Source organism: Streptomyces sp. SID12501 (assembly GCF_010550245.1).
GTDB lineage: Bacteria > Actinomycetota > Actinomycetes > Streptomycetales > Streptomycetaceae > Streptomyces.
Genome location: NZ_JAAGLU010000008.1, coordinates 199,560 through 222,141, shown reverse-complemented (window position 1 = coordinate 222,141; position 22,582 = coordinate 199,560). Strand labels below are relative to the sequence as shown.

14 protein-coding genes and 1 pseudogene are annotated in these 22,582 nt (G+C 68.3%); 7 read left to right on the top strand and 8 right to left on the bottom strand.

Annotated elements, in window-relative coordinates; all coding sequences use genetic code 11:
* Window positions 1-32: 32 nt before the first annotated feature.
* Window positions 33-1,616, top strand: coding sequence for an amino acid adenylation domain-containing protein (locus G3I71_RS11880; protein WP_164313941.1), 1,584 nt, complete (start codon window positions 33-35; stop codon window positions 1,614-1,616).
* Here G3I71_RS11880 and G3I71_RS11875 read toward each other — a convergent pair.
* Both G3I71_RS11875 and G3I71_RS11870 read right to left on the bottom strand, forming a co-directional pair.
* On the bottom strand, window positions 1,613-2,569 hold the full coding sequence (locus tag G3I71_RS11875) for a sensor histidine kinase (RefSeq protein WP_164313940.1): 957 nt from the start codon (window positions 2,567-2,569) through the stop codon (window positions 1,613-1,615). The two genes, G3I71_RS11880 and G3I71_RS11875, sit on opposite strands and share 4 nt — an antisense overlap.
* Window positions 2,566-2,931: an STAS domain-containing protein gene (locus tag G3I71_RS11870; protein WP_239149104.1), complete on the bottom strand. Its 366-nt coding sequence runs from the start codon at window positions 2,929-2,931 to the stop codon at window positions 2,566-2,568. Before G3I71_RS11870 ends, G3I71_RS11875 begins: the two co-directional genes overlap by 4 nt.
* Window positions 2,932-3,312: 381 nt before the next feature.
* Here G3I71_RS11870 and G3I71_RS11865 point away from each other — a divergent pair, with 381 nt between their 5' ends.
* The gene (locus tag G3I71_RS11865; RefSeq protein ID WP_239149085.1) at window positions 3,313-4,047 is read left to right on the top strand and encodes an ANTAR domain-containing protein; all 735 of its coding nucleotides are present in this window, start codon (window positions 3,313-3,315) and stop codon (window positions 4,045-4,047) included.
* Between the two features lie 62 nt (window positions 4,048-4,109).
* Here the strand turns inward: G3I71_RS11865 and G3I71_RS11860 are convergent, their stop codons facing one another.
* From G3I71_RS11860 to G3I71_RS11850, 3 genes are all read right to left on the bottom strand, one after another.
* On the bottom strand, window positions 4,110-4,409 hold the full coding sequence (locus tag G3I71_RS11860) for a type II toxin-antitoxin system PemK/MazF family toxin (RefSeq protein WP_164313939.1): 300 nt from the start codon (window positions 4,407-4,409) through the stop codon (window positions 4,110-4,112).
* A complete protein-coding gene (locus G3I71_RS11855; protein WP_164313938.1) occupies window positions 4,406-4,636 on the bottom strand; it encodes a hypothetical protein in 231 nt (76 codons plus the stop codon). The genes G3I71_RS11860 and G3I71_RS11855 overlap by 4 nt, the downstream gene beginning before the upstream one ends.
* Before the next feature lie 203 nt (window positions 4,637-4,839).
* On the bottom strand, window positions 4,840-8,346 hold the full coding sequence (locus G3I71_RS11850) for a DNRLRE domain-containing protein (protein ID WP_164313937.1): 3,507 nt from the start codon (window positions 8,344-8,346) through the stop codon (window positions 4,840-4,842).
* A 369-nt stretch (window positions 8,347-8,715) separates the two neighbouring features.
* On the opposite strand from G3I71_RS11850, the gene G3I71_RS11845 reads away from it, so the two are divergent.
* A complete protein-coding gene (locus G3I71_RS11845) occupies window positions 8,716-16,209 on the top strand; it encodes a ricin-type beta-trefoil lectin domain protein (protein WP_239149103.1) in 7,494 nt (2,497 codons plus the stop codon).
* Window positions 16,210-16,626: 417 nt separating this feature from the next.
* Here G3I71_RS11845 and G3I71_RS11830 read toward each other — a convergent pair whose 3' ends face one another.
* From G3I71_RS11830 to G3I71_RS11820, 3 genes are read right to left on the bottom strand one after another with little or no spacing between them, the layout of a single operon-like run.
* Window positions 16,627-17,913: a tyrosine-type recombinase/integrase gene (locus tag G3I71_RS11830; RefSeq protein WP_164313936.1), complete on the bottom strand. Its 1,287-nt coding sequence runs from the start codon at window positions 17,911-17,913 to the stop codon at window positions 16,627-16,629.
* The gene (locus G3I71_RS11825; protein WP_164313928.1) at window positions 17,910-18,098 is read right to left on the bottom strand and encodes a helix-turn-helix domain-containing protein; all 189 of its coding nucleotides are present in this window, start codon (window positions 18,096-18,098) and stop codon (window positions 17,910-17,912) included. The genes G3I71_RS11830 and G3I71_RS11825 overlap by 4 nt, the downstream gene beginning before the upstream one ends.
* Window positions 18,095-19,816, bottom strand: coding sequence for a replication initiator (locus tag G3I71_RS11820; RefSeq protein ID WP_164313935.1), 1,722 nt, complete (start codon window positions 19,814-19,816; stop codon window positions 18,095-18,097). The genes G3I71_RS11825 and G3I71_RS11820 overlap by 4 nt, the downstream gene beginning before the upstream one ends.
* A 366-nt stretch (window positions 19,817-20,182) precedes the next feature.
* Here G3I71_RS11820 and G3I71_RS11815 point away from each other — a divergent pair, with 366 nt between their 5' ends.
* The 4 genes and pseudogenes from G3I71_RS11815 to G3I71_RS11800 form a co-directional block, all read left to right on the top strand.
* The gene (locus G3I71_RS11815; RefSeq protein WP_343242931.1) at window positions 20,183-20,569 is read left to right on the top strand and encodes a winged helix-turn-helix domain-containing protein; all 387 of its coding nucleotides are present in this window, start codon (window positions 20,183-20,185) and stop codon (window positions 20,567-20,569) included.
* Between the two features lie 670 nt (window positions 20,570-21,239).
* Complete coding sequence (locus G3I71_RS11810; protein WP_164313933.1) at window positions 21,240-21,623, top strand: type II toxin-antitoxin system RelE/ParE family toxin; 384 nt, start codon at window positions 21,240-21,242, stop codon at window positions 21,621-21,623.
* Window positions 21,620-21,958, top strand: a complete 339-nt coding sequence (locus G3I71_RS11805; RefSeq protein ID WP_164313932.1) for a helix-turn-helix domain-containing protein — start codon at window positions 21,620-21,622, stop codon at window positions 21,956-21,958. Before G3I71_RS11810 ends, G3I71_RS11805 begins: the two co-directional genes overlap by 4 nt.
* A 29-nt stretch (window positions 21,959-21,987) precedes the next feature.
* Window positions 21,988-22,209: pseudogene (locus G3I71_RS11800) on the top strand (helix-turn-helix domain-containing protein); the annotation flags it as partial.
* Window positions 22,210-22,582 lie beyond the last annotated feature (373 nt).

Here is a 22,582-nt window from a genome sequence, read left to right as displayed (position 1 = left end):
ACCTTCGCATCCAGAGACTTGTGAGACCTCCCATGACGAACGTCTTCCCGACCGCCCTCGGCGCCGCCTCCTCGCTGCCCGGACTGTTCCGCGCGGTTGCCGCCGCCCGCCCCGCTGCTCCCGCCGTGTGCGACGACGGCCGGACCCTCACGTACGCCGAACTCGACGAGGCCTCGGACCGGCTGGCAGCCCGGCTCGCCGGCGAGGGGGTGCGCCCGGGTGAACTGGTGGGCCTGCTGCTGGAGCGGTCCGCGGACATCCCCGTCGCCATCCTCGCCGTACTGAAAACCGGCGCCGCCTACGTGCCTCTCGATCCCACCTACCCTGCCGAACGCCTGCGCTACATGGTGAGGGACGCCGGCGTGACGACGGTCGTCGGAGCCGCGGAGCAGGCCAGGGACCGCGGTCTCACCGAGGTCCGCGTGGTCGCCCCGTCCGACTTCTCCGACGACGGCGCGACGGCCGCCCCGGTACCCACGCCCGCACTCGACGGCGGCGAACCGGCCTACGTGATCTACACCTCCGGTTCGACCGGCAACCCCAAGGGCTGCGTGGTCACCCACCGCAATGTGCTGGAACTGCTGCGGGCCGGGCTGCCGCTGTTCCAGGTGGGTCCGGACGACCGCTTCGCGCTGTTCCACTCCTTCAGCTTCGACGTGTCGGTGTGGGAGCTCTGGGCGCCGATGGCCATCGGTGCCACAGCCGTGACCGTGCCGCTGCGGATCGCTCAGTCCCCGGCCGACTTCCTGGCCCACCTCCAGGAACAGCGGATCACGGTCCTCGGCCAGGTCCCCTCGGTCTTCCGCTCGCTCGAGATGGCCCACGAGGAAGCAGGCCGCCCCGAACTCGCCCTGCGCTACCTGGTGTTCGCCGGAGAGAGCGTGGATCTGGACGTGGTGAGCGGATTCCTCAAGGCATACCCCGGTGCCGCGCCGACCGCCGTGAACATGTACGGGCCCACCGAGACCACGGTGTACGCCACCCACCGCGTGCTCACCCAGGCGGATTTCGACGGCGCGGTCCGCTCACCCATCGGCACCGCCCTGCCGCACCTGGACCTGGAGATCCGCGGCAACGACCTCGAACCGCTCCCCGACGGCGAGTGCGGCGAACTCCTGGTCGCGGGCACCGGTGTCGCCGAGGGCTACCTCAACCGCCCCGACCTCACCGCCGAACGGTTCGTCACCCTTGACGGTCCGGACGGCCCGCGCCGCTACTACCGCACCGGCGACCTGGCCCGCAGGCTCCCGGACGGCTCCTTCGAATACCTCGGACGCAACGACCAGCAGATCAAGCTGCGCGGCTACCGCATCGAACTGGGCGAGGTGGAGGCCGCACTGCGTACCCACGAACACGTCAAGGACGTCGCCGTCACCGTGGTCACCACCGCGGCCGGAGCTCAGTTCTTCGTCGCGTGCGTCGTACTGACCGACGACGCCCCTGCCAAGCCCGCGGGTGTCCTGCGCGCCCACGCCATGACCGTCCTCCCGCGCTACATGGTTCCCGACCGCTACCAGCCCGTCCCCGCGCTCCCGCTCACCGGCTCCGGCAAGCTGGACCGCAAGGCCCTGCAGTCCCTGGCGGCCCCCCGCAAGCCGTCCGCCAGGCCTGCCTAGCAGCCGAGGTAGAACCGGATGGTCGTACCGTTCAGGTCGGTGTGAACCCGGACCAGGTCCGCGACGGCGTGCACCAGGAGCAGGCCGCGTCCGCCGCGCTGGTCCCGGGTGGCCGGGCGGCGGCCGACGAGCGGGTCGGTCAGCTGCCCGCGGTCGCGGACCTCGCACACCAGCTGGGAGTCCTCCGCCCAGATCCGCAGGCTGCCGGAGCCGCCGCCGTGCACCACGCTGTTGGTGGTCAGCTCGGCGACCGCCAGAGCGAGGTCGTCCAGGCGTACGCCGGACAGGCCCAGCCGTGCGCCCCACGCGACGGCGAAACGCCTGACGACCGGCAGTTCGGCGGTGCCGAAGTGCTGGGGCCCGGCCGCCGCGGGGGCCGGAGCGAGGGGCTGGTTGTAGTGCGCGACGACCTGCCCGGGCGCGTAGGACGGGCTGGGCCGCCGACTGCCGCCGGAGACGATCACCGGGTGGGTGGCGTAGGCGTCGGCGAGCACCTTCTCGTCGAGGAGCTCGGCGTCGTACGGGCACAGGATGGTCACGTCCCGGCCCTCGAAGGCAGGGTTGATCAGCGCCTCGTGCTGCACGCACGCCGGGTACTCGACGCTGCTGCGGCCGGCCCAGATCGGCTCCCCGATGATCCGCACATGTGTCTGAGGGTGGCCATCGGCGAAGGCGCGCAGCACCCTCGGGATGATCCGGCCCGGGTTGCGGCCCGCGTCGGTCATGTCGAGGAAGCGCACGGCCGCGGCATCCCCGCCGAGGCTGTCCTTGAGAAGGTTCAGGTTCGGGCCGGGCACGGCGACCGCCACCGGATGCCCGGCTCGCAGCCCCTCGCGGATGAAGGGCACCGTGCCGTCCAGGTACTCCTCCTCGCCCCGGTAGAAGAGGGCGGGATGCACGAACGGCTCGTCGGTCGACTCGTCGGTCGACCCAGCGGTCGTCGTGGCCGTCATCGTGCCACCACCTCGATCACGGACAGGTCGGGCCAGAACATCTCAAGCAGCCGTGGCAGAGCGGCGGGCGGCCGTTCGACCACGATACGCCGCTCCGGCGAAAGGCCCTGAGCGGCCACCGCCAGGGCAGAGGCACCGGCGACATCGACGAACGTCACGGCGGACATCTCCAGATGGCACACGATCTCCTCACGCAGGGTCATACGAAGGGACAGTTCCTCCAGCGCCCGCTCCCAGGCCGGACACGTGGCCGAAGTGATCTCGCCGACCGCCCGCCACCCCGCCCGGTCCCGCAGCGGCCGCAGCCGCAACTCGCTTCCCGACGAAGCCGCCACCGACGCCGAGGCATCCGCCCGTCGCAAACTGCCCACGCCCCACCCCCGTGTGCCGGTCGCACCCCAGTATCCGTTCGGCGTGCGGTAGGCGGAGGGAGACGCTGACGCGCACCTCCGGCACGACCGGCACGATGTTGCCACTTCCCCCTGCCCCGCAACCTCAGATGCATGCGCGGCTCTTCGCGCAGCGCCTGACGCTCAGTGCCTGACGCGCAGCGTCTTACGCACAGCGGGGCCGAGCCGACGCAGGGTCGCAAAACGATCCCCATATCTCCACGCCGGTTCCGGAATAGGCCCTCCCGGACGGGGAAGACGCGACAGCACAACGGCCGCGGGCTACGTCAGAGCCGCGTGCAGCGTGGCGCGGACCCCGACGGCACATCCGGACCCCAGACCCGAGGTGAGTACATGTCTGTCGTCCCCACTTCTCCATCGTCGGCATCGGTCGCCACCGGGCCGCTGACCATCCGCACCGAGATGTGGGGCACCACGGTGGTCCTGACACCGAGCGGGGAGATCGTCCACGGCTGCACAACGATGCTCGACCCTGCCCTGGGCAAGCTCCCCGGCGATACGGACGGGCTGGTCCTGGACATGACCGAGGTCACCTTCATGGACACGGCCGGACTCCAGTTCCTGGAGCGACTGGAGGACTTCGGAGCAGCCGCCGGCATCCCGTTGTGGACCGTCAACTGGAACGGCCAGCCCCGCCGCATCCTGGAGATCACCGGCCTGTCGGTCCCTGCCGCCGCGTCCGACCCCGCAGGTTCCACCTCCGGGTGGCTGCCCCCGGACACTCATCACCTGGTCGCCCTGCTGGGCTCCGACCAGGGACTCTCCGCAGTGGCCGCGGAACGCGCGGAACAGGTGCGGCGACTCCAGGCGGAGGTCCAGCAGTTGCAGCAGGCCATCGAGACCCGCCCGGTCATCGACCAGGCCCGCGGAATCCTCATGGCCGTCGAAGCGTGCACCGCCGACCAGGCCTGGAACGCCCTGCGCGACGCCTCCCAGCACACGAACACCAAACTCCGGGACGTCGCCGGGGCGATCGTCACGGCGAGCACCGGCGGCCCGCCTCCGCCCGAGCCCGTGCGAACGGCGCTACGGGACGCGGTGCGGCGGCAGCAGCGGCGGACGCCCTGACGAGCAGGGCCTTTTCGGCAGTGACGGACATGTGGATGCAGGCGGGGGCAACCTGTCCGTTGCTACAGGTCGAAGACGGCGCGCAGCCCGATTTCGACGGCTTCCATGATCCGTTCGTCCACCTGCCCCAGTTCCTCGGTGAAGCGCGCGCCGGACAGGGTACGGAACTCGCCCAGCACGATGGTGCCTGAAGAGGGAGCGCTGACAGGAATGTCGACGAGTGTCGCCTCTCGCACCTGCTGCGGGTAGATCAGTACGCACGTGGCGGTTTTGTTCTGCGAGTTCAGGGCGTCGGACGAGATCACCAGGACATGCGCGGGGCCGCCGGCGAAGGAAAGCTGGTAGACGTTCCCACGCTTCATCGGCCCGCCACCCGCGCCCAGCGCTTCAAGGTGGCGTCCTCGGTTTCGGCAGGCTCGGCAGCAGTGATCACGATTCCGGCCTCGGCCCGCACCCGCGCGGATTTTTCCAACTCCTCCGAGAGCATCTCGCGGCGCAGTATCCGCGCGGTGTAGGCGGAGGAGTTTCCCTTGGCCTTCACGAAGGCGGCCACCTCGTCGGGCAGGCTCATCGTCATGTTCACTGTCATGCGGACATCATACTCACCGTCATGCCGACTGGAGGTGATCTGTGCCAGGGGAGGGGGAGCCAGGCATTCGAAGTGGCATCGCAAGGCGCGCGGGCCGCATCTCGTACGGGCGTGTGCCGATCCTGCCGCCGGATGCCCCCGGCGCCACGCATTGCGTATGGCGCCGGGGGCATCGCAGCCCTGTGAATCTGCCCCAGGAGGCCTCAGCCGAGGGCCAGCATGCCCGACCAGCCACCACTGGGTACCGCTGTAAAGGCCCCGAGGGCTGAACGGCCGCCCGGGTAGAAGCGGACGGAACCGGTTGCCGTGACCGCCCAGATGTCCGGGATGGCGTCACCGTTGCCATCGGCTGTGCCGTACAGCAGTTTGATGTCGGTGCTGGTCCAGCCGGACGTCGCGTAGTCGGTGTTGTCCACGCCGCCGGCCGAACTCCCCGAAGTGGAAAGCGAGTCGAGGTTGACGCCGCCGGTCGCACTGTCCTTGATCCCGGTACGCAGTGCGAGACGGCCACTGCTGATGACCCGGTAGAGCATGTCCGTGACTCCGTCCCCGGTGATGTCCTGGAGGCTGACCAGGTCACGGGTCGCCCACGCCGGGCCGGTGTTCAGAGCCCTGATCGCCTCGACGGTGGCCCCGTTGTAGCCGGTGAGGGCCCACACCGTCTCCACGGTGTCGCTGTCCTTCACGGTGAGGAAGAAGTCGGGCTTGCCGTCCCCCGTGGCGTCACCGGACGACACGATCTGGGTGACGGCCGCGAGATTTGGCCCGCCTGCCGGGAGCAGGATCTCCTGTCGTTTGTCGATGTTGACCGCGCCGTAGCCGTCGCCCGGGTAGACCCACAGTTTGCCCTCGCGCACGGCGACGAGGTCCTGGAGGCCGTCGCCCCCGTAGATGTCGCCGAGGTGCGCGAACATCGTGTTCTTCCAGTAACCCGAGTCCGGCCCGACGTACAACGGTTTGCCGTCGGCCACGTTCCCGTTCGGGTCCTTCTCCGGGTTCTCCCGGTAGGAGCCGGACATCGCCGGCCCGAACGTACCGGTCCCCTTGGTCAGGTCGGAGTTGCCCCTGCTGGGATACATCCAGAGTTCTCCACTGGCGGTCACCACCATCAGGTCCGCGAACTCGTCACCGGTGAGGTCGCCCGCCGCGTCGGCCTTGTCCCTGGGGGTGACGTAGAAGAAGTACTTCCGGGGTTCCGACACATGGCCCACGTCGTCAACTGCCCGTACGTACAGCACATTCGGCCCGGCGAGTGGCGGTTTGGCGCCGTTCCAGGTGGTCGTGGTCGAAGTCGTGGCGCCGTTCAGACGGGGGAGGGAAGCCGTGTACGTGGGCGTGTTGAAGGCGAACTCGTACTTCACCACATCCGTCTGAGTGGCCCTGAAGACGAAAGACCCCGCCGTGCCGAACTTGACCTTGCTCCAGATCCCGTCAGCGGCCTCGTTGTGCAAACCGTTCCTGTTGCTGTCCCCGTCGGGAAACTGGACCGAGGTGACGACGGGTGGCGTCGGCCGTGAACTGTCGAAGACGAAGCGGCAGTACGGTGACTTCGAGGGCGTGAACGCGGAGGTGGCCCCCGCCTTGTCCACGGCGCGAACCCGCCAGGAGTAAGTGGCCCCGTTCGTCAACCCGCTGGTGGAGAACGGCTCGGTGTGTTCCCGGGTCGAACCGGACTGGCCGTCGATCGGTACCGTGCCCTTGGATCCCAGCAGATTGCCACTGCCGTCCTTCAGCCACAGTTCGAAGCGCAGCGAGGCCAGGTTGTTGTCCTTGTCGGTCGTGCTCGCCCAGAAGGTGATTGAGGAGGCGCCCACGTTGACGTACGGCGCGATGGTGTCGCACGACAGGTCGGGATCGAGGTCCAGCCGGGTGGGCGCGCTCGGCGGGCGGTTATAGACCAGCTCGATGTACGGGCCGTTGTCCTTGTCGGCCGCGAACTTCTTCCAGGAGTACGCGGAGCCCTCGTCACCCGCGCGCAGACCGAGGGTCAGGGAGTCGGCGCCGTCCGAAAGCGCCTTCTGGGCGGCCCGTTTGACGTCGAACTCCTCGTACGCGTCCGGGCAGGTCGCCGCCTTGTATCCGTGGGCGAAGCTCTTGCTCGCCAGCTTGTTGCCGGCCGTCATGCTGGGCGCGTTCCGCCAGGTCGTCTTGTTGCTGATCGGCCCGGTGACGTACACGTTCACGCTGCGCGCGCTGCACGACCAGGAGTACGTCTCCAGAATGTGCAGCTTCGCGGTCGTGACGGTGGAGCCCTTCAGGTCAGGGTTCCAGGCCATGGTGAAGAAGGACCGGGACGTCCCCCAGGTGTCCGACTCGAAGCCGACCCGCGCCTCGCTCGTCCCCTGGTTGAAGTTCCGGCCGTCGTAGAAGTTCGCGTTGGGGTGACGGCTGTAGGCCGTCGTCCAATGGTTGTGGTGTTTGCGGATCGACGGGTCGACGAAGACCGGGTACACCGTGTCCGCCTCGTCGAGGAACTCCTGATCAGGCGTCAGCGTCCAGGTCGAGCCGTTCAGGTCGGTCTCGATGAGCGTGCCCTTCGAGTCCGGCTGCGGGCCGGCCAACGACGGCAGATCGAGCGTCGCGCCCGCACCGGAATGTGTCGGATCAGGCGAAGCCTCCGCCGGTACGGAGGGATTGGCGCCCTCACCTTCCGAAGCGGACGGGTCCGGGGCCTCGTCGGTGGCGTCCGGGAGTACCTCGGCGGCCGTGTCCCCCGAGTCGACGTAGTCGGAGGTGTCGCTCGGTTCGGGGGACTCCGTCGGGGATTCGGAGTCGTCGGGTGCGCTCGACTCGTCCTCGGACAACGACTCCGAGGCGGTCGGCGAAGCGCTGCTGCCGGCTTGGCCGTCGGTGAGCGCCGGGGTACCCGAGCTGTCCCACATCAAGGGGGTGGGGGAGACCGCCACCTCCTCGCCGTCGCCGTCCTCGGCGCTGATGATGCCCGTGGTCGGGTCCAGGGAGAAGCTGAGATCGGGGGAGGACAGACCGTACGACAGCTGCGCCACACGCGAATCGGCCGCCGCCGCACGGGTCTTCAGGACGAGCAACTGCGCGAAGCCCCCGTCATCCGCCGTCAGCACCAGGTCGGCGCCGGGCAGGATCTCCGGGTAGAGCGCTCGCGAGCCATCGATGATGGGCGTCGGAATGTCATAGGGCCAGGTCAGGACGATGTCGTGGCCGCCGGTGCTCAGGGTGACGAGCGCATTGCCAGTCGTCGCCGCGGTGTCCGCCTGCGCCAGCAGGGGGACACGGAGCGAGCCCGCTCCGCGATCGGCCCGGTCGTCCTGCTCACGGGCATTCGTACCCGGCGAGAAAGTCATCCGTACGTTCGTCGCCCTGGGAGACCAGCCGTCCTCGGTCTGCCCGAGCGAGGTGTCGATCGCCCGCCAGGTCCCGTCCACCTTGGCCCGGATGGGCGTCGCGTGGATCCGCCGCTGTGACAGGCCGTCCGGCCGTGCCCACGTGGTCTCGTACGCCGTACGCAACCCTGTGACCTCGACCGGTTTCCCGGTCCGCGCCGCCTTCGCCGCAGCCTCGGCCTGACTCAACGGCGCGTTGTTCCGGGCCTGTTCCCCGGGCTGTGACCGCTCCCCGCCGTCACTCAACCCGGCGTACGTCAGGCCGGAGGCCGCGATGACAGCCACGACGGCCGCCGCGATGATCCGGCGTCCGGGTCTGCGGCGCCATCTGCTCGGCCGTGTGCTCGACATGCGCGAGTTTCCTTCCCCCCTGGGACAACGGGACCAGAGCATGGCCCAATGCGCGGCTGCCGTCACGCGCCGTTTTTCGACGACAAGTGGACTGCGGTCTCTTGGCGGGCCCTAAAGAAATGCTTTGGGAGTGATTGACCTGTACATGATGTGATCATTGCCACTAACCCACAGGGAACTCTGGCTTTCCTTACAACTGAGACAAAGAATCTCCACGTTCTTTGACGTGGTTTTACCTGCGTGCGGCCTTCCCAGGCGGCCGCTTCATGCCGTCCGGGGGGACCAGCAGTGTCATTCTTTTCGTCCGCGCGCTTCAGAGGCCGTCGGTCCGTCCTGCTCTCCACCGCGGTGCTGACACTGTCGATCGCCATGCTGCCGACGCAGGCCCTGGCCACGCCGCCGGATCCGGCGAGCGCGGAAGTGCCCCGCGATGACGTCCCGTTGGAGGAACTCCCCGACGAACAACTGGTCACCGGTACGGACGCCAACGCCAGGCTCGGCAAGATCGGGCTGTCCGCTCTGGTCAACCGGGACGAAGCCCCGGCCGGTACCACCACCCCGGCCACCTCCGGCACCCAACCGGTCGAATTCGGGAGCGCCACGTCAACGGCCGCGCTGCGGACCAGCTCCGCTGTGACCCAGGCCGCCTACAAGCCCGCCGGCAACCTGCCGGTGAAGCTGGGCCAGGCCCCGGATGCCGCCGCGCCGACCGGCTCCTGGTCGGTCACCGTCTCCTCCCGTACGGCGTCCGTGTCGACCGGCGTCGACGGCGCGGTGGTCTCGGTGACCGCGCCCGCCACCGGCTCGGTGCCGATCTCCGTCCAGCTCAGCTACAAGACGTTCGAGAATCTCTACGGGGCCGACTGGGCCTCCCGCCTGCACTTCGTCCAGTTCCCTGAGTGCTACCTCTCCACCCCCGACGTGGAGGAGTGCCAGGCGTACACCGAGCTGGACACGGACAACGACACCAGCGCCAAGACCATCACCGCCACCGTCGACACCGCCGCCGACGGCACCGTCTCCAGTTCCGCGGCCGTGGCCCCCGCCCCCGCCGACTCCTCCGGTGTCATCCAGGCCTCGTACACCCGGGCCCGACCGGCAGCAGCCGCCACCGGCGACAAGGCGGTCATCGGCGCCGTGGACTCCGGTGGGAGCGCGGGCGGTTCGTTCAAGGCGACCCCCCTGGCCTCCAGCGGCAAATGGGCGGCGGGCAGTTCGTCGGGCGCGTTCACCTGGTCCTACCCGATCACGGTCCCGCCCGCGCCCGCCGGTCCCGCACCGCAGATCTCCTTCGACTACAACTCGCAGACCGTGGACGGCAAGACCGCCACCTCATCCCCGCAGGTGTCCTGGATCGGCGAGGGCTGGGACTACGACCCGGGCCACATCGAGCGCCGCTACCGCACCTGCAAGGACGACCGCGACGACGTCACCGACGGGGTGGCCAACAACAAGGAGAAGAAGTACAAGACCTCGGACCTGTGCTGGGTCTCGTACAACGCGGTCATGTCACTCGGCGGCCGGACGGTCGAGCTGGTGCGCGTCAGCTCCACCTCCGAGATCTACCGTCCCCAGAACGACGACGGAACCCGCGTCGAGTTGAGGACCGACGGCGACAACAAGGACAACAACGACGAGTACTGGCTCGTCACCACACCCGACGGCACGAAGTACTACTTCGGCCAGAACAAGGTGGGCGGCTCGCACGCTGCCACCGACTCCGTCTTCACCGTTCCCGTCTACGGGAACCACCCCGGTGAGCCCTGCCACCAGGCTGCCTTCGCCGACTCCCGCTGCGACCAGGCCTGGCACTGGGGTCTGGACAAGGTCGTGGATGTCAACGACAACGCGATGATCGTCAACTGGAAGCGGGACGCGAACTACTACGCGGCCAACAAGAAGTTCAAGAACCCGGTGTCGTACGACCGAGGCGGCTACCCGCTCTCCATCGAGTACGGCCTGCGCACCAACGACCTCAACTCGCCCTCCGCAAGGGTCGTTTTCGACGCCCAGCAAAGGTGCCTGGAGACCGACAGTTCCTGCGCCCCGACGAAGTTCGACGTCACAGACGACCCGGCCTCGTACCAACCCTGGTGGGACAGCCCCGGCAACCTCAACTGCAAGTCAACCTCCAAGCTCTGCCCGGCCTTCCCCTCCTTCTGGACCCGGATGCGCCTGGCGTCCGTGACCACCGAGGCCGCCCGCCCCGGCACCTCCGGGCTGACCAAGGTCGACACGTACACGCTCCGCCAGTCTTTCCCGCGTGATTGGTACGACACCTCGCCGGCCCTCTGGCTCAACGCCATCACCCGTACCGGCTTCGCCCCCGGCGACACCTCCGGCACCGTGATGTCAGCGGACGGTGTGAGCTTCGCCCCTTACACCCCCGCCTCGAAGGGCGAGCCGCTGAGCGGCTACTACGCCGACAACCAACTCCCCAACCTCGTCCCCCGCAGCAAGAACGACGCGCGTCCGGGCTTCATCCGCCCCCGCATCGGCAGTGTCGCAACTGAGCAGGGCGGCTCCATCGCGGTGACGTACGACGGTGGCTGCCGGACCCAGCCGACGGTCTCTCCCGAGGACAACCACGGCACCTGCTATCCGGTCCGGTGGTCCCCGGACGGTGAGGTGGAGACCCCGAAGATCGCCTGGTTCAACAAGTACGTCGTCGACACGGTGACCGAGACCGACAGGATTTCAGGGGTCTCCGAAGTAGTTGTCACCAAGTACAGCTACACGGAGCCGGCCTGGGGCAAGGACGACGACGAGTTCTCCAAGCCGTCCCTGCGTACCTACGGTGTGTGGCGTGGCTACCAACAGGTGGCCACGGCCGAGGGGAAGAAGAGCGGCGGCACATCCACCCAGACCCAGTCCTACTCGGTCGTCCGCTACTTCCGTGGCGCGGGCGGTGCCGTCAAGGACTCCAAGAGCGAAGTGACGCTCCTCGCCGACGACGCACCCCAGTACGCGGGCATGGTCGCGGAGACCATCAGTTACACGGGCAGCTTTGAACCTGTGCCCGGCAGCGACGGCCCCGTCGTCAAGCGGACCCTCAACTACCCCTGGTCCAAACAGACCGCCTCCCGCACCCGCGACAACGACACCTCACCCCTGCTCGCCCACCGGACCGGCGTCCAGCGCACCGACGCCATCCAGAAGCTTGGCACCGACAGCTGGCAGGCGGTACGCACCGAGACCGACGTCGACCCCGACCACGGACTTCCCGTCCAGGTGCAGACATCCGTGGTCAAGCCCGGGTCCGGCGGCGCGGACACCTTCAGCGAATACCGCTGTACCAAGACCGAGTACGCCCACAACGCGACGGCCGCCAACATCATCGGCCTGCCCAAGCAGGTCCGTACGACGGCGACTTCCTGCGCTGCCCACGACTCAGCCAACCTCGCGACCCAGCTGATCAGCGCCACTCAGATCAGCTACGACTCCCTCACATACGGTGCCGTGCCGGTCAGAGGTCGACCCACCAGCGTGGCGACCAACCCCGCCTCGGGCTCCGGCTACTCCGTCGTCACCACCTCCACGTACGACGACCTGGGCCGAATCCGCACCGCGACCGCCCCCAGCTCCGTCGGTGTGGTCAAGACCGAGACGCAGTACACCCCCGCTTCCGGTGGTCCGGTGACCGCCGTCAAGACGATCAACCCGGCAGGCCACACCACCCTCACCACCTTCGACCCGGGCCGTGGCCTTCCGCTCACCGTCACGGACACCAACAACCGCGTCACCCGCACCGAGTACGACGCGCTCGGCCGTCTGGTGAACGGCTGGTCGGCCTCCCGTTCCTCGGGCAGTCAGACCCCGAACGTCAAGATCACGTACCAGATGGCCAAGGCCACCGACAACGTGACCAAGCCCAGCACGGTGACCGTCGAGACCCTCAAGGACAACGGCACCTACGCCAAGCAGACCACCATCTACGACGGACTCGGGCGCCCCTTCCAGACCCAGGCCGAAGCCCACGGCCGGGGCCGCGTCATCACCGACACCCGCTACGACGACCACGGCCTGGTCAGGGAGCAGACCGGCGGCTACCTGGTCCAGGGCGAACCGCAGGCCACGCAGTTCAAGCGCAAGTCCGACTCGCCGGTGCCCACCATGACCCGGACCGTGTACGACGGTCTGGAGCGCGCGATCAGGACGACGACGCTCCACAGCGGCAAGGCGGTCTACTCCAGCTCAGCCACCTACGGCGACGACTGGACGCTCACCAGCCCGGCCGGCGGCGCCACACCCCCCGTCAAGACCTCGACCGACGCTCTCGGCCGTGTCAGCCTCGTCCAGCACTACACCGACAGTGCCCTCAGCCACTGGCGCACGACCTCGTACTCCTACGACTCCCGTGGCAACCGCCGCCAGGTCAAGGACCCGGCCGGCAACCTGTGGACGTACAACTACGACTCGCGCGGCCGGATGACCGACTCCACCGACCCCGACGTCGGCACGTCGTCCTTCACCTACGACGACCTCGACCGCCGCATCAGCGCCACGGACTCCCGCAACCTCACCACCTTCACGGAGTACGACACGACCGGCCGGGTCAAGGCGGTCCGGGAGGGATCGGCGACAGCGTCCCCGATCATCGAATACGCGTACGACCCGGCGGGTGCGCTGGGCCTGCTCTCGTCCACGACCCGGCATGACCGGACCGGCGACTTCGTGGACCGGATCACCGGCTACGACACCGATTACCGCCCCACGGGCCGCGAAGTCACCATCCCGGAGGGTGCCGCGACTGCGGGTCTGGCCCGCAAGTACGCGTATGCCTACACGTACACCCCCACCGGCAAGCCGCTGACGACCACACTCCCGGCGGTCGGCGGGCTGGCTCAGGAGAAGGTCGTCACCCGCTACGACAGCGACGGCCTGGCCGAGTCCACCTCCGGCCTCAGCTGGTACACGTCCGACGTAACCTACTCCCCGTACGGCGAGGTCCTGCGTACGGTCAGCGGTCCCCAGCCCTACCGCGTGTGGACGACCAACTTCGTCGACGAGCACACCGGCCGCGTCCAGCGCAGCGTCTGGGACCGCGAGACCGACGCCTCCCACCGCATCACCGACGCCTACTTCTCCTACGACCGGGCGGGCAACGTCACCTCCGCGGCCCGCCAGCAGATGGACGGCACGGTCGGCACGACCGACAACCAGTGCTTCACCTACGACCAGCTCGGCGAACTCGTCCACGCCTGGACCTCCAACCTCAACTTCGACCCGGTGGCCACCGGCGGCACTGGCTGCAAGTCCGCCTCCGGCACCAACTGGGGCTACCGCACGGACGGTCAGATCTCCACCGGTCCCGTCGCCGAGGCCGCGGACTCCGCGACGGACACCACGGCCCCGGACAGCGACCTCACGACGTCTCTTTCCAGGACGGCCCCTGCTTCGGGCACGGTCTCCACCGGCTCCACGGCTTACTGGGACGCCTACACGTTCGACGTCACCGGCAACCGCACGTCGCTGACCGAGCACGCACTCGGCGCGACGGCCGCGACGGCGACCACGGCCTACACACACGACACCACCAACACGACCACGCGTCCCCACCTCCTCACCTCGCGCACGGTCACCAAGCCCAACGTCACCCCCGTCACCAGCAGCTACGCCTACGACGCCGCAGGCAACACCACGGTCCGACCCGGCGGCACCAGTGGTCAGTCCCTCACCTGGACGGCCCAGGGCAAGCTCGCCACCGCCTCCGACGGTAACGAGAACCCCGCCGCCATCACCGGCCTGGGCGGCTTCTGCCTCGACGTCCGCAACGCGGCCACGGCCGACGGCACGGTCATCCAGATCTCCACCTGCAACAGCGCCGACGCCCAGAAATGGACGCTGGCCCTCAACGGCCAGCTCAAGGCCCTGGGCAAGTGCGCCACCGCCGTCGGAACGGCCGACGGTGGCGCGGTCCAGCTCTCGACCTGCAACAGCTCCGACGCCCAGAAGTGGACGCTCGGCGCGAACGGCAGCCTCAAGAACACGGCCTCCGCCCGCTGCCTGGACATCCCCGGCTCCAGCCCGGTTTCCGGCACCGCTCTCCAGATCGCCACCTGCGCCAGCTCCACCGACCAGCGCTGGACCCTCACCGACCGCACCGACTACGTCTACGACGCGAGCGGCAACCGCCTCCTGGAGCGGACCAAGTCCGGCGCCACGCTCTTCCTCGGCGAAACCGAGGTAACGGCCAACACCGCCGGCACGATCACCCGCGCGGTCCGCGCCTACGCCCACCCGGGCGCCCCGACGGTCGTCCGCACGACCGCAGGCACGGCTACCGGCCACAAACTCACGGTCCTGCTCAACGACCCCCTTGGCACGGCAACCACCGCCGTCGAGGAATCCGTGGGCCAGCCCCTGACCCGCCGAGCCTTCAAGCCCTACGGCGAATCCCGAGGAACCCCGACTGCGGCCTGGCCCGACCGCCACACGTACCTCGGCGTGGGCATCGACGATGGGGCTACGACTGGGCTCACCCATGTCGGGGCGCGGGAATACGACCAGAATGTTGGACGGTTCATCTCCGCTGACCCGATCATCGACTTGGCGGACCCGCTCCAGATGAACGGGTACGCCTACTCCAACAACAGCCCGATCAGCAGGTCCGACCCAAGCGGTCTCATGATCGACGGTGCCGGCGACTGCGGAGCCATAGGGACCTGCAATGTCGGTAGCAAGCCAGAGCACATCAAGAACAACCCTGACGGCAAGCTACGCAATGGAAGCACCGGCAGCACCGGGACGACCCAGGGCAACGACAGCAGTTGCGTGTGTGGCCTCGTCGGGACCCCTATTGGTGGCGATCCTTTCGTCAACCCCAACTTCAGTGACGAGGAACTGAAGAACTGGACCAACACGGCGCCGGCTTTGGACCCGGTGGCAAAGGAAGTAGCTATTGCCGCGTGCGGTTGGGTTCCATTCCTCGGGGCTGGTTGCGACCTGTATGACCTCAAACGCTCGTGGAACGAGGGTGACGCGGTCGGGGTTGTCACTGGGGTCATCGGCTTCTTGCCTCTGGGAGACGTCGTCAAGGCTCCCAAGCAGGTAGATAACATCCTCGACGCGATGAAGGCGGCAAAGAACGCCTGCAAGTGCTTCCTGGCAGGTACCGACGTCCTCCTGGCCGACGGCACCACCGAGGACATCGAGGACATCGAACTCGGCGACGAGGTCCAAGCCACCGACCCCGAAACCGGAGAGTCCGGCTCCAGAAAAGTAACCCGTCTCATCGTCACCGAGAGCGATAAGAAATTCAACGAGCTGTCCATTGCTACAGAGGACGGCATCGAGAAGCTCACGGCCACCCACGAGCATCCCTTCTGGGTACCTGAACTCGGCCAGTGGGTGGCGGCACACGACCTCGCGAACGGCATGCACCTACGCAAGCCGGACGGCTCAACCGTCACGGTCACCGCAAACAGGCCCTTCTCGAAGCACGCTCGCACGTACAACCTGACGGTCGATGACCTTCACACGTACTATGTGCTGGCGGGGCAGACGCCGGTGCTTGTACACAATTCCGGCGGTTGCATTCCGTGGTCAAGTGGAAGTGTTTCAAGGGCGTCCAAATCTCTGACCGATGGCGCGACGAGCGTCACGGTAAAGAGTCGCTCCGAGGCGGAGGAGCTGTTCCTCCGGACATATCAAGGGGCTGGCTACAGAAACGCGTCCGGAATGGACGGAGTTGGAACGAAGCAGTACTACGGGACTAAGCGCGGGACGTACCACTGGGATGACCAACTTGGGGAGGATGGTCGAGTTCTTGGGCACGGCGCCGGGAACCGCGATGGGGATCTCCCTCACTTGCAAGTGCATACTTTCGACGGCCCAATTGTTCGAATCTTCTGGGGCGGCTGACATGCAAGTTCAAGCGAAGAACAGGCTTCTGATGTCCAAATCGGATATCGCTGCCCGGAGGGCTTCTAGTTCCGCAGATAGCGAGTCTTGGATCTGGGTTATCCCACTCCAGTCTGGAGACTTTAGAGTCCGAGCATTTGAAGTGCTTCGCGATCTACTGGCCGACGATAACGACATCTACGATGGGAATATGTCCATCGTTCATGACGAGACGGTCTCATCGATTGATGATGTCGACGATGCTGTTATCCGGGCAGGTGTCGATCCTGAAGAGCTGGACGCGCCGTGGAAATGCGAATTTCCGCTATAGCTCAAGCGTGAGGTTTTGAGGCCCCGCGGAACGGCTCTGACGAAGATTTTCGTTCAGGTCGCTCCACGGGGCTTCTGCCGTGCTTGACGGCAACGCTGACGGCAACGTCAGCGGACGACCACCGCTGAGGGCAGCGGCTCTTCGGAGTCGCCGCCCTCAGCCAGTACATCGCTCAGGGTGTCGATGGCCTGGCGTTGGAGGCGGAGGCGGACGTGGGCGTAGACGCCGGCGGTGACTCCGATGTGGGCGTGGCCGAGGAGTTCCTTGATGACGACGAGATCGACGCCTTGTTCCAGGAGCAGGGTGGCGGTCGAGTGTCGGAGGTCGTGGAAGCGGATGGTCCGGAGTCCTGCGCTGTGGAGGAGGCGGCGGAAGCGGCGGGTGAGGTTGGTGGGGTCGAGCGGCTGGCCGTTCGGGGTGGTGAAGACGAGGCCGTTGTTCGTCCAGCCCGTTCCGGCCGTCTGGCGTTCTTCCTGCTGCTGTTCCTGGTGGATCTTGAGGGAGCTGATGCATTCGGTGGTTAGGGCGATGCGGCGCTCGGAGGCCAGGGTTTTGGTGTTCAGGACGGTCAGACCCTGGGTGCGGGTGCGCTGGAGGGAGCGGTGGATGGTGGCGGTGCCGTCGTCGAGGTCGAGGTCTTCCCAGTGGAGGCCGAGGAGTTCGCCTTTGCGGAGTCCGGTGCGCAGGGCGAGTTCGTACAGGGCGTGAAGCCGGTCGCCGTTGGCCGCATGGAGGAGTTGCCGGGCTTCGGCGGCGGTGAGGGGCTGGAAACGCCTGGGGCGGGGCGTGGTCGTTTTGACGTTCCGGGCGACGTTGCGCGGCAGTTCGTCCTCGCGGACGGCGTGTTCCAGGGCGGACTTGAGGACCGCGTGGACGTACGTCACGGTCAGCGGTGAGAGCCGCTTTCCGCAGCACTGGCCGATGGCGCAGCAGGACCGCCGAACGGAGTCCCGGTCCTGGGCGCAGCACTGGCAGGCGGTGCGCAGCCCGTCGAGGAAGGTGCGCACGTCGCGAGTGGTGAGCCGGGCGAGCTTCTTGACGCCGAGGCCGGGATTGAGGTGGAGACGGATGGAGGCCGCGTAGCGGGTGTGGGTGTTCTCCCGCAGGTGGTGAACGGCGACGCCGTCCAGCCAGTACGTGAGGTAGGCGCTCACGGTGCTGTCGGCTGCGGCGATGGGGAGGCCGCGGTTGCTGTTGGCGATCTTCTCGGTGAGCTTGGTCATCGCGTCTTTACGGGTGGTGCCGTAGACGCGGACGCGCTTGCGGGTGTTGCCGGGGGCCAGTACGTATCCGGCGGCTTCCCAGCGTCCGTCCTTGCGCTGGTAGACGGTCCCGTCTCCGTTCGCACGGGTGCGGGAGCGGCGGGGCGAACCGGGGCGGGCTGTGGTCGTCATGCGGCTTCCTGGTCGAGGCGGGTGCGGATGAAGTCGGTGAGGGCGTGGGTGGGGATGCGGCGGGCGCGGCCGAGGGTGAGGGAGGGGAGTTGGTGGGTGCGGAGTAGGTCGTAGACGGCGGTGCGGCCGAGTTGGAGGCGTTCCATGACCTGGGGGACGGTGAGGAGTTCGGTGCTGGCGGTCATGCGACGGCCCCCGCCCGGACAGCACGGGGCAGCCGATCGGTGGAGTGACCGACCGGGTGACCGGCGCGACCATCGGAGTGCTCCGAGCGTCGGGTTCGGGTTGGTTGCTCGGGTCGGGTCTGCTGTGTTGCGGTCAGGAGGTCGGCGAGGTGTTCGTGTTCGGGTAGGAGGCCGGTTCCGGCGTACTGCCAGTGGGAGATGACCAGCGTCGTGTCCGAGTCCACGCGTTGACGGGCGCTGTTGTGGTGACCGGGGGCCAGGTCGGTGGGGTGTCCGGTGCGGTCCTCGACCGGACTGCCGTCCTTCTGGCGGACCTGCGTTTCAGCCGACGCTGGGGCTGGGGTCTGGGTGTCGGCTCGGCTGGTTCGCCAGGCGGTGCGTTCGGCTCGGAGGTGGGTGAGGGTGGTGGAGTAGTGGCGGGTGCGGGTGGAGAAGTGGCCGCGGAAGCCGAGCATGTGGGCCCATTGGCGTAGGCGGAGGTGGGCGTGCGCGCGTTTGGTGGCGAGGTGCCAGGCGGTGTGGATCATGTGGCGGGCGTGGTCGGTGATGTCGTGGGTGGCGAGTTCGGCGAGGAGGCGGAGTCGGCGGTTGAGGGTGCCGGTGGTGGTCTCGGCGCCCTTGGTGGCGTACTTGGCGATGTAGGCGGCGACGTGCCGCTCGGTTACCGGGCTGCCACCGGTGAAGTCGGTGCCGCGGATCGCCCGGACGTCGATCTGCCGCCCGAACCGGAACACCAACCGCCCCGCCCGATCTGAGACTTGAGGCGGGGACGCGGGGATGTCCCCGGCGGGGCGCGGTTGCTTCGGCGGTTCGCCCTCGTGGTGGACGCGGGTGCGTGTGGCGGCGGCTCGGACGGCGTGGTCGAGGAGCTGGACGGTGGCCCAGGCGGGTGGGGTGCTGCCTGGGCCGGTGGGTCCGTCGAGTCGGATGACGGCGTGGAAGTGGACCTGGCCGCGCTTTTGGTACTCGGCGACCTTGGCGTAGGAGAGCGTGGCGTGATCGCGCAGGGCCCGCTGCGTGAGCCCCGCCGTCTTGGCGATCTCCCGCCGCAGGTGTGTGGTGAAGCATGCCCACAGGGCCGGGGCGTGCGCGTTCCACAAGACCGCGCCCGTGTAGTCGTACTGGTCGGGGGCGAGCGGCGTGCCCAGCAGCGGGTCGTTGTCGGGGTGGGCCTGGCCGCAGTGGCAGCGGCGGGTGTCGGGTTGGTTGTGGACGGGGCCGAAGCCGGGGGCGGTGAGGGTGGCGAACACGCGCGGGTGGGCGGCCACGCTGGTGGGGACGGTCTTGCCGCCGCGGAGTCCGGCGGCGATGAGCTGGTAGGTGTCGTAGCGGTAGACGGTGGAGCAGGCAGGGCAGCGGGTGGCACGGCGGTTGCCGCAGCGGACCAGCAGTTCGCCCGCCGGGAGCCGGCCGGAGTCGAAGTGGTCGAGGATCTCGCCGGTCGCGGTGTGGAGGTGGGTTCGGTGTCCGGTGAGGCGGATCGGGTGCGCGCAGCCGCCGAGGGAGGTTATCTGCCGTGCGAGGGGTGCGAGTTGGCCGGTGGCGGCGAGTTTCGCCAGCTTGGCGGTGAGCCTGGCGCGGCGCTCCAGCGCCGACCGCCCTGTCGCCGCCGAGGTGGTGACGTCCGCCGGGCAGGTCGGCGTCGTCAACGCCGACGAGGAGGGACGCGAGGCGGCTGGAACGGCTGCGGGGTAGGGGAGTTGGAGGTGTGCGGGCATGCGGGAGGGGGCCTTTCGGCGGGAGCGCGGAAGCGGTACGGCGCGGGGTGGCGTGGGCAGGCCGAAGTGATCGGCTCACAGGGGAACGGGGGCGCCTCGAAGTGGGGCGCGGGGGCCGGACCAGTGGGGGTTTGGTCGGTGGGGCGCGGTGGTGATCACCGGCGGGTGTGGGACGTTAACATCGCCTCACCGGCGCATTCAAGTGCATCCCTCCTGATTCCTTTCTTGTGGGTGGTGGGACGCGGGTAGTGTGGGGCCGGTTTCCCGGTTTGGACAGGCCGGAATTTGCTGGTAGAGGGCATGGGAAAGCGGGGGTGACCGGGCGTGGTGGTGGGGCGGCGCGGGCGGAGGCCGGCGGGCAGCGGGGTGCCGCTGACGTTTGAGGTCATCGCCGAGACCCTGCGCGAGCGGATCCGCTCCGGCGGACTTGGCGCGGGGGACGCGTTGCCGACGCAGGCCGTGTTGATGCGGGAGTTCGGGGCGGCGAGCCTGACCGTGCAGAAGGCCATGGCCCTGTTGAAGCAGGAGGGGTGGGCGGTCTCCCGCCCTGGCAAGGGAGCCTTCGTCGCCCACCACGACCACCCCGACGGGGCCGATGACCTCGATGGCCCGGAGGCGACCGCACCCGCCAACGGGACGACGGCCCGCGTCGAGGCGTTGGAACGTGCGCTGGCCGAGGCCGCTCAGCGGATTGCCGACCTTCGTGGCCGTGTCGAGGCCCTGGAGACGGGCAGCGGCGAGCGGGGCCACTGACCCGCCGTGCAGGGACGCTGGTAAGGGCTGGTAAGGGCGGTGCGTTCAGATTTTCTCTACGAGGTTCAAGGCGGGCCCCGCCCGTCTGAACCGGCCGAACATCGCCGACCGACCCACCCGTCGGGCAAGCAGCCGACGCCCGTCCTGGGTGCCAGCGGGCGGCCGGACCATGGCGCGAGCGGGGCTCAACTTGGCACCGTCGGGAGCAAGTTGTGGGCGTGGAGTCCTTGCGCGTCGCACAGCAAGTTGTCGCCAACGACCGTCCTACGGCCGGATCGCAGGCACATGGCCGACCAGGGGGCCGACCCTCACGCCCGCCGCCGGACTCGCCGAGGGCGGTGGTCGGCGTTGCCTCCGGCGGGGAGCGAAGCTTCCGGCCGCCCGTCGGGGGCCGACTTCTCCCGCCCCGGCCCCGCTCCGCCAGACTGGGCGACGCACCAGCCCGGCCGTACGCTGCCTCTCCCGCTCGGGCCCGATCCTGCCGAAAGAAGCCGACCCTGCGCCGCCTCGGCAGGCTGCCGCTGGTTTGCGGGCGGCGCCGTGGCGTCAGGACGAAGGGGGGGGGAGTACGGGGGGTGTGCGACGCTGGAGTGGCTGCGGTCGCGGCGACGGCACACGACCTGAGTTACGAAGTCGCGCTCTCGCGCCCGTGCCATATATCATCGGTGCTATGGACAGTAGGCGGTACTCGATCGAGATCGAGCCGGAGGTGCGGCTGTGGCTGGCGAACATTCCCGCTCATCACTACAAGCAGGCCGAACGCGTCGCCGACCTGCTCGCCGAGCAGCCCACCACGCTCGACGAACCGCACTCCCGCCACCTGGGCGGCAAGCTCCGCGAGCTGCGCTTCCGCCTGGGCGATGCCCATCAGCGGATCACCTACTGGCTGGCGCCCGGCCGACGTGTCGTGCTGCTCACCGTGTTCCGCAAGACCAAGATGCGCGAGCAGGCCGAAGTGGACCGCGCCCACGCCGCACAGCGATTGTGCGAGGCAGAGCATGAAGCCGCCGCCGAGCATGACCTCTACAGCCGCAACCTCAAGGAGAACCGATGAACCACAGCGAATGGAGGACCCGTCGCCACCGCCAGCTGCTGGGCGAACACCTGGACGCTGACCCCGAGTACGACCGGGTCTACGAAGAGGCCGGCCTCGCCATGACGTTGGGCAAGGCCGTCTACGACCGGCGTAGGCAGCTGGGTCTGAGCGAGGCCGATCTCGCCGAGCGCATGCACGTCGACATCGATGACATCGAAGGCATCGAGACGGCCACCGAGCTGCCGCCCATCGCGGTCATCATGCGCCTGGCCCGCGCACTGGACCTCACGGTGGACGTGCACCTCGCCGGCGGAGACGAGCCCACCGTCACCATCGTCGCCCCAGCGGCCTGAGGCGGGGAGGAACCATGCAGGACCCGCCTTCCGCGCTCGCCCGTGAGCTCGGGCAACTCGTCCACGACCGGCGCATCGAGCTCGGGCTGTCCCAGGCCGAGCTGGCCGAGCGGTGCGGGATGAAGCAGCCGCAGATCTCCCGCTTCGAAGGCGGCGGGACCGTGCCCACGCTTCCCCTCCTGCGCCGTCTGGCTCAGGCTCTCGGCGCCGACCTGACCATCAGCCTCACCCCGCACGATAAAGCCGCTTGACACGCATTCGGAATTCCTGGAATTCCCCAGGCGGTGTAGACCACTGACGGCAGTAGTGACGGCAACACCAGCAGACTCCAGCGCACGAGCACGAACATCCGGCGACTGCCAAATCGCCCGCTGACCAGCAAACTTGCAGGTAGGAGCGGCCTGGCCTGCACACGTACTATGTGCTGGCGGGCAAGACTCCGGTCCTCGTTCACAATTCCAGTTGCCCCACAAGTGCCGCCGATGGTGAGCGTTTGCGCAGGCAGCTCGCAGAGGAGGCTGGCCAGCTTCCAGGGATTCGTTCGGCGGATGACATCTTCGACACCCCCTCTGCCCTTAGGGGTGGTGTCACACCGGACCAGGTTCGCCCATTCTTTGCAGGCCG

Bases quoted from the DNA above. Each gene is read 5' to 3' on its own strand.
- G3I71_RS11880 (WP_164313941.1), top strand. From the start codon at position 33: ATGACGAACGTCTTCCCGACCGCCCTCGGCGCCGCCTCCTCGCTGCCC.
- G3I71_RS11875 (WP_164313940.1), bottom strand. From the start codon at position 2,569: ATGACGGCCACGACGACCGCTGGGTCGACCGACGAGTCGACCGACGAG.
- G3I71_RS11865 (WP_239149085.1), top strand. From the start codon at position 3,313: ATGTCTGTCGTCCCCACTTCTCCATCGTCGGCATCGGTCGCCACCGGG.
- G3I71_RS11860 (WP_164313939.1), bottom strand. From the start codon at position 4,409: ATGAAGCGTGGGAACGTCTACCAGCTTTCCTTCGCCGGCGGCCCCGCG.
- G3I71_RS11855 (WP_164313938.1), bottom strand. From the start codon at position 4,636: ATGACAGTGAACATGACGATGAGCCTGCCCGACGAGGTGGCCGCCTTC.
- G3I71_RS11850 (WP_164313937.1), bottom strand. From the start codon at position 8,346: ATGTCGAGCACACGGCCGAGCAGATGGCGCCGCAGACCCGGACGCCGG.
- G3I71_RS11845 (WP_239149103.1), top strand. From the start codon at position 8,716: ATGCTGCCGACGCAGGCCCTGGCCACGCCGCCGGATCCGGCGAGCGCG.
- G3I71_RS11830 (WP_164313936.1), bottom strand. From the start codon at position 17,913: ATGACGACCACAGCCCGCCCCGGTTCGCCCCGCCGCTCCCGCACCCGT.
- G3I71_RS11825 (WP_164313928.1), bottom strand. From the start codon at position 18,098: ATGACCGCCAGCACCGAACTCCTCACCGTCCCCCAGGTCATGGAACGC.
- G3I71_RS11820 (WP_164313935.1), bottom strand. From the start codon at position 19,816: ATGCCCGCACACCTCCAACTCCCCTACCCCGCAGCCGTTCCAGCCGCC.
- G3I71_RS11810 (WP_164313933.1), top strand. From the start codon at position 21,240: ATGGACAGTAGGCGGTACTCGATCGAGATCGAGCCGGAGGTGCGGCTG.
- G3I71_RS11805 (WP_164313932.1), top strand. From the start codon at position 21,620: ATGAACCACAGCGAATGGAGGACCCGTCGCCACCGCCAGCTGCTGGGC.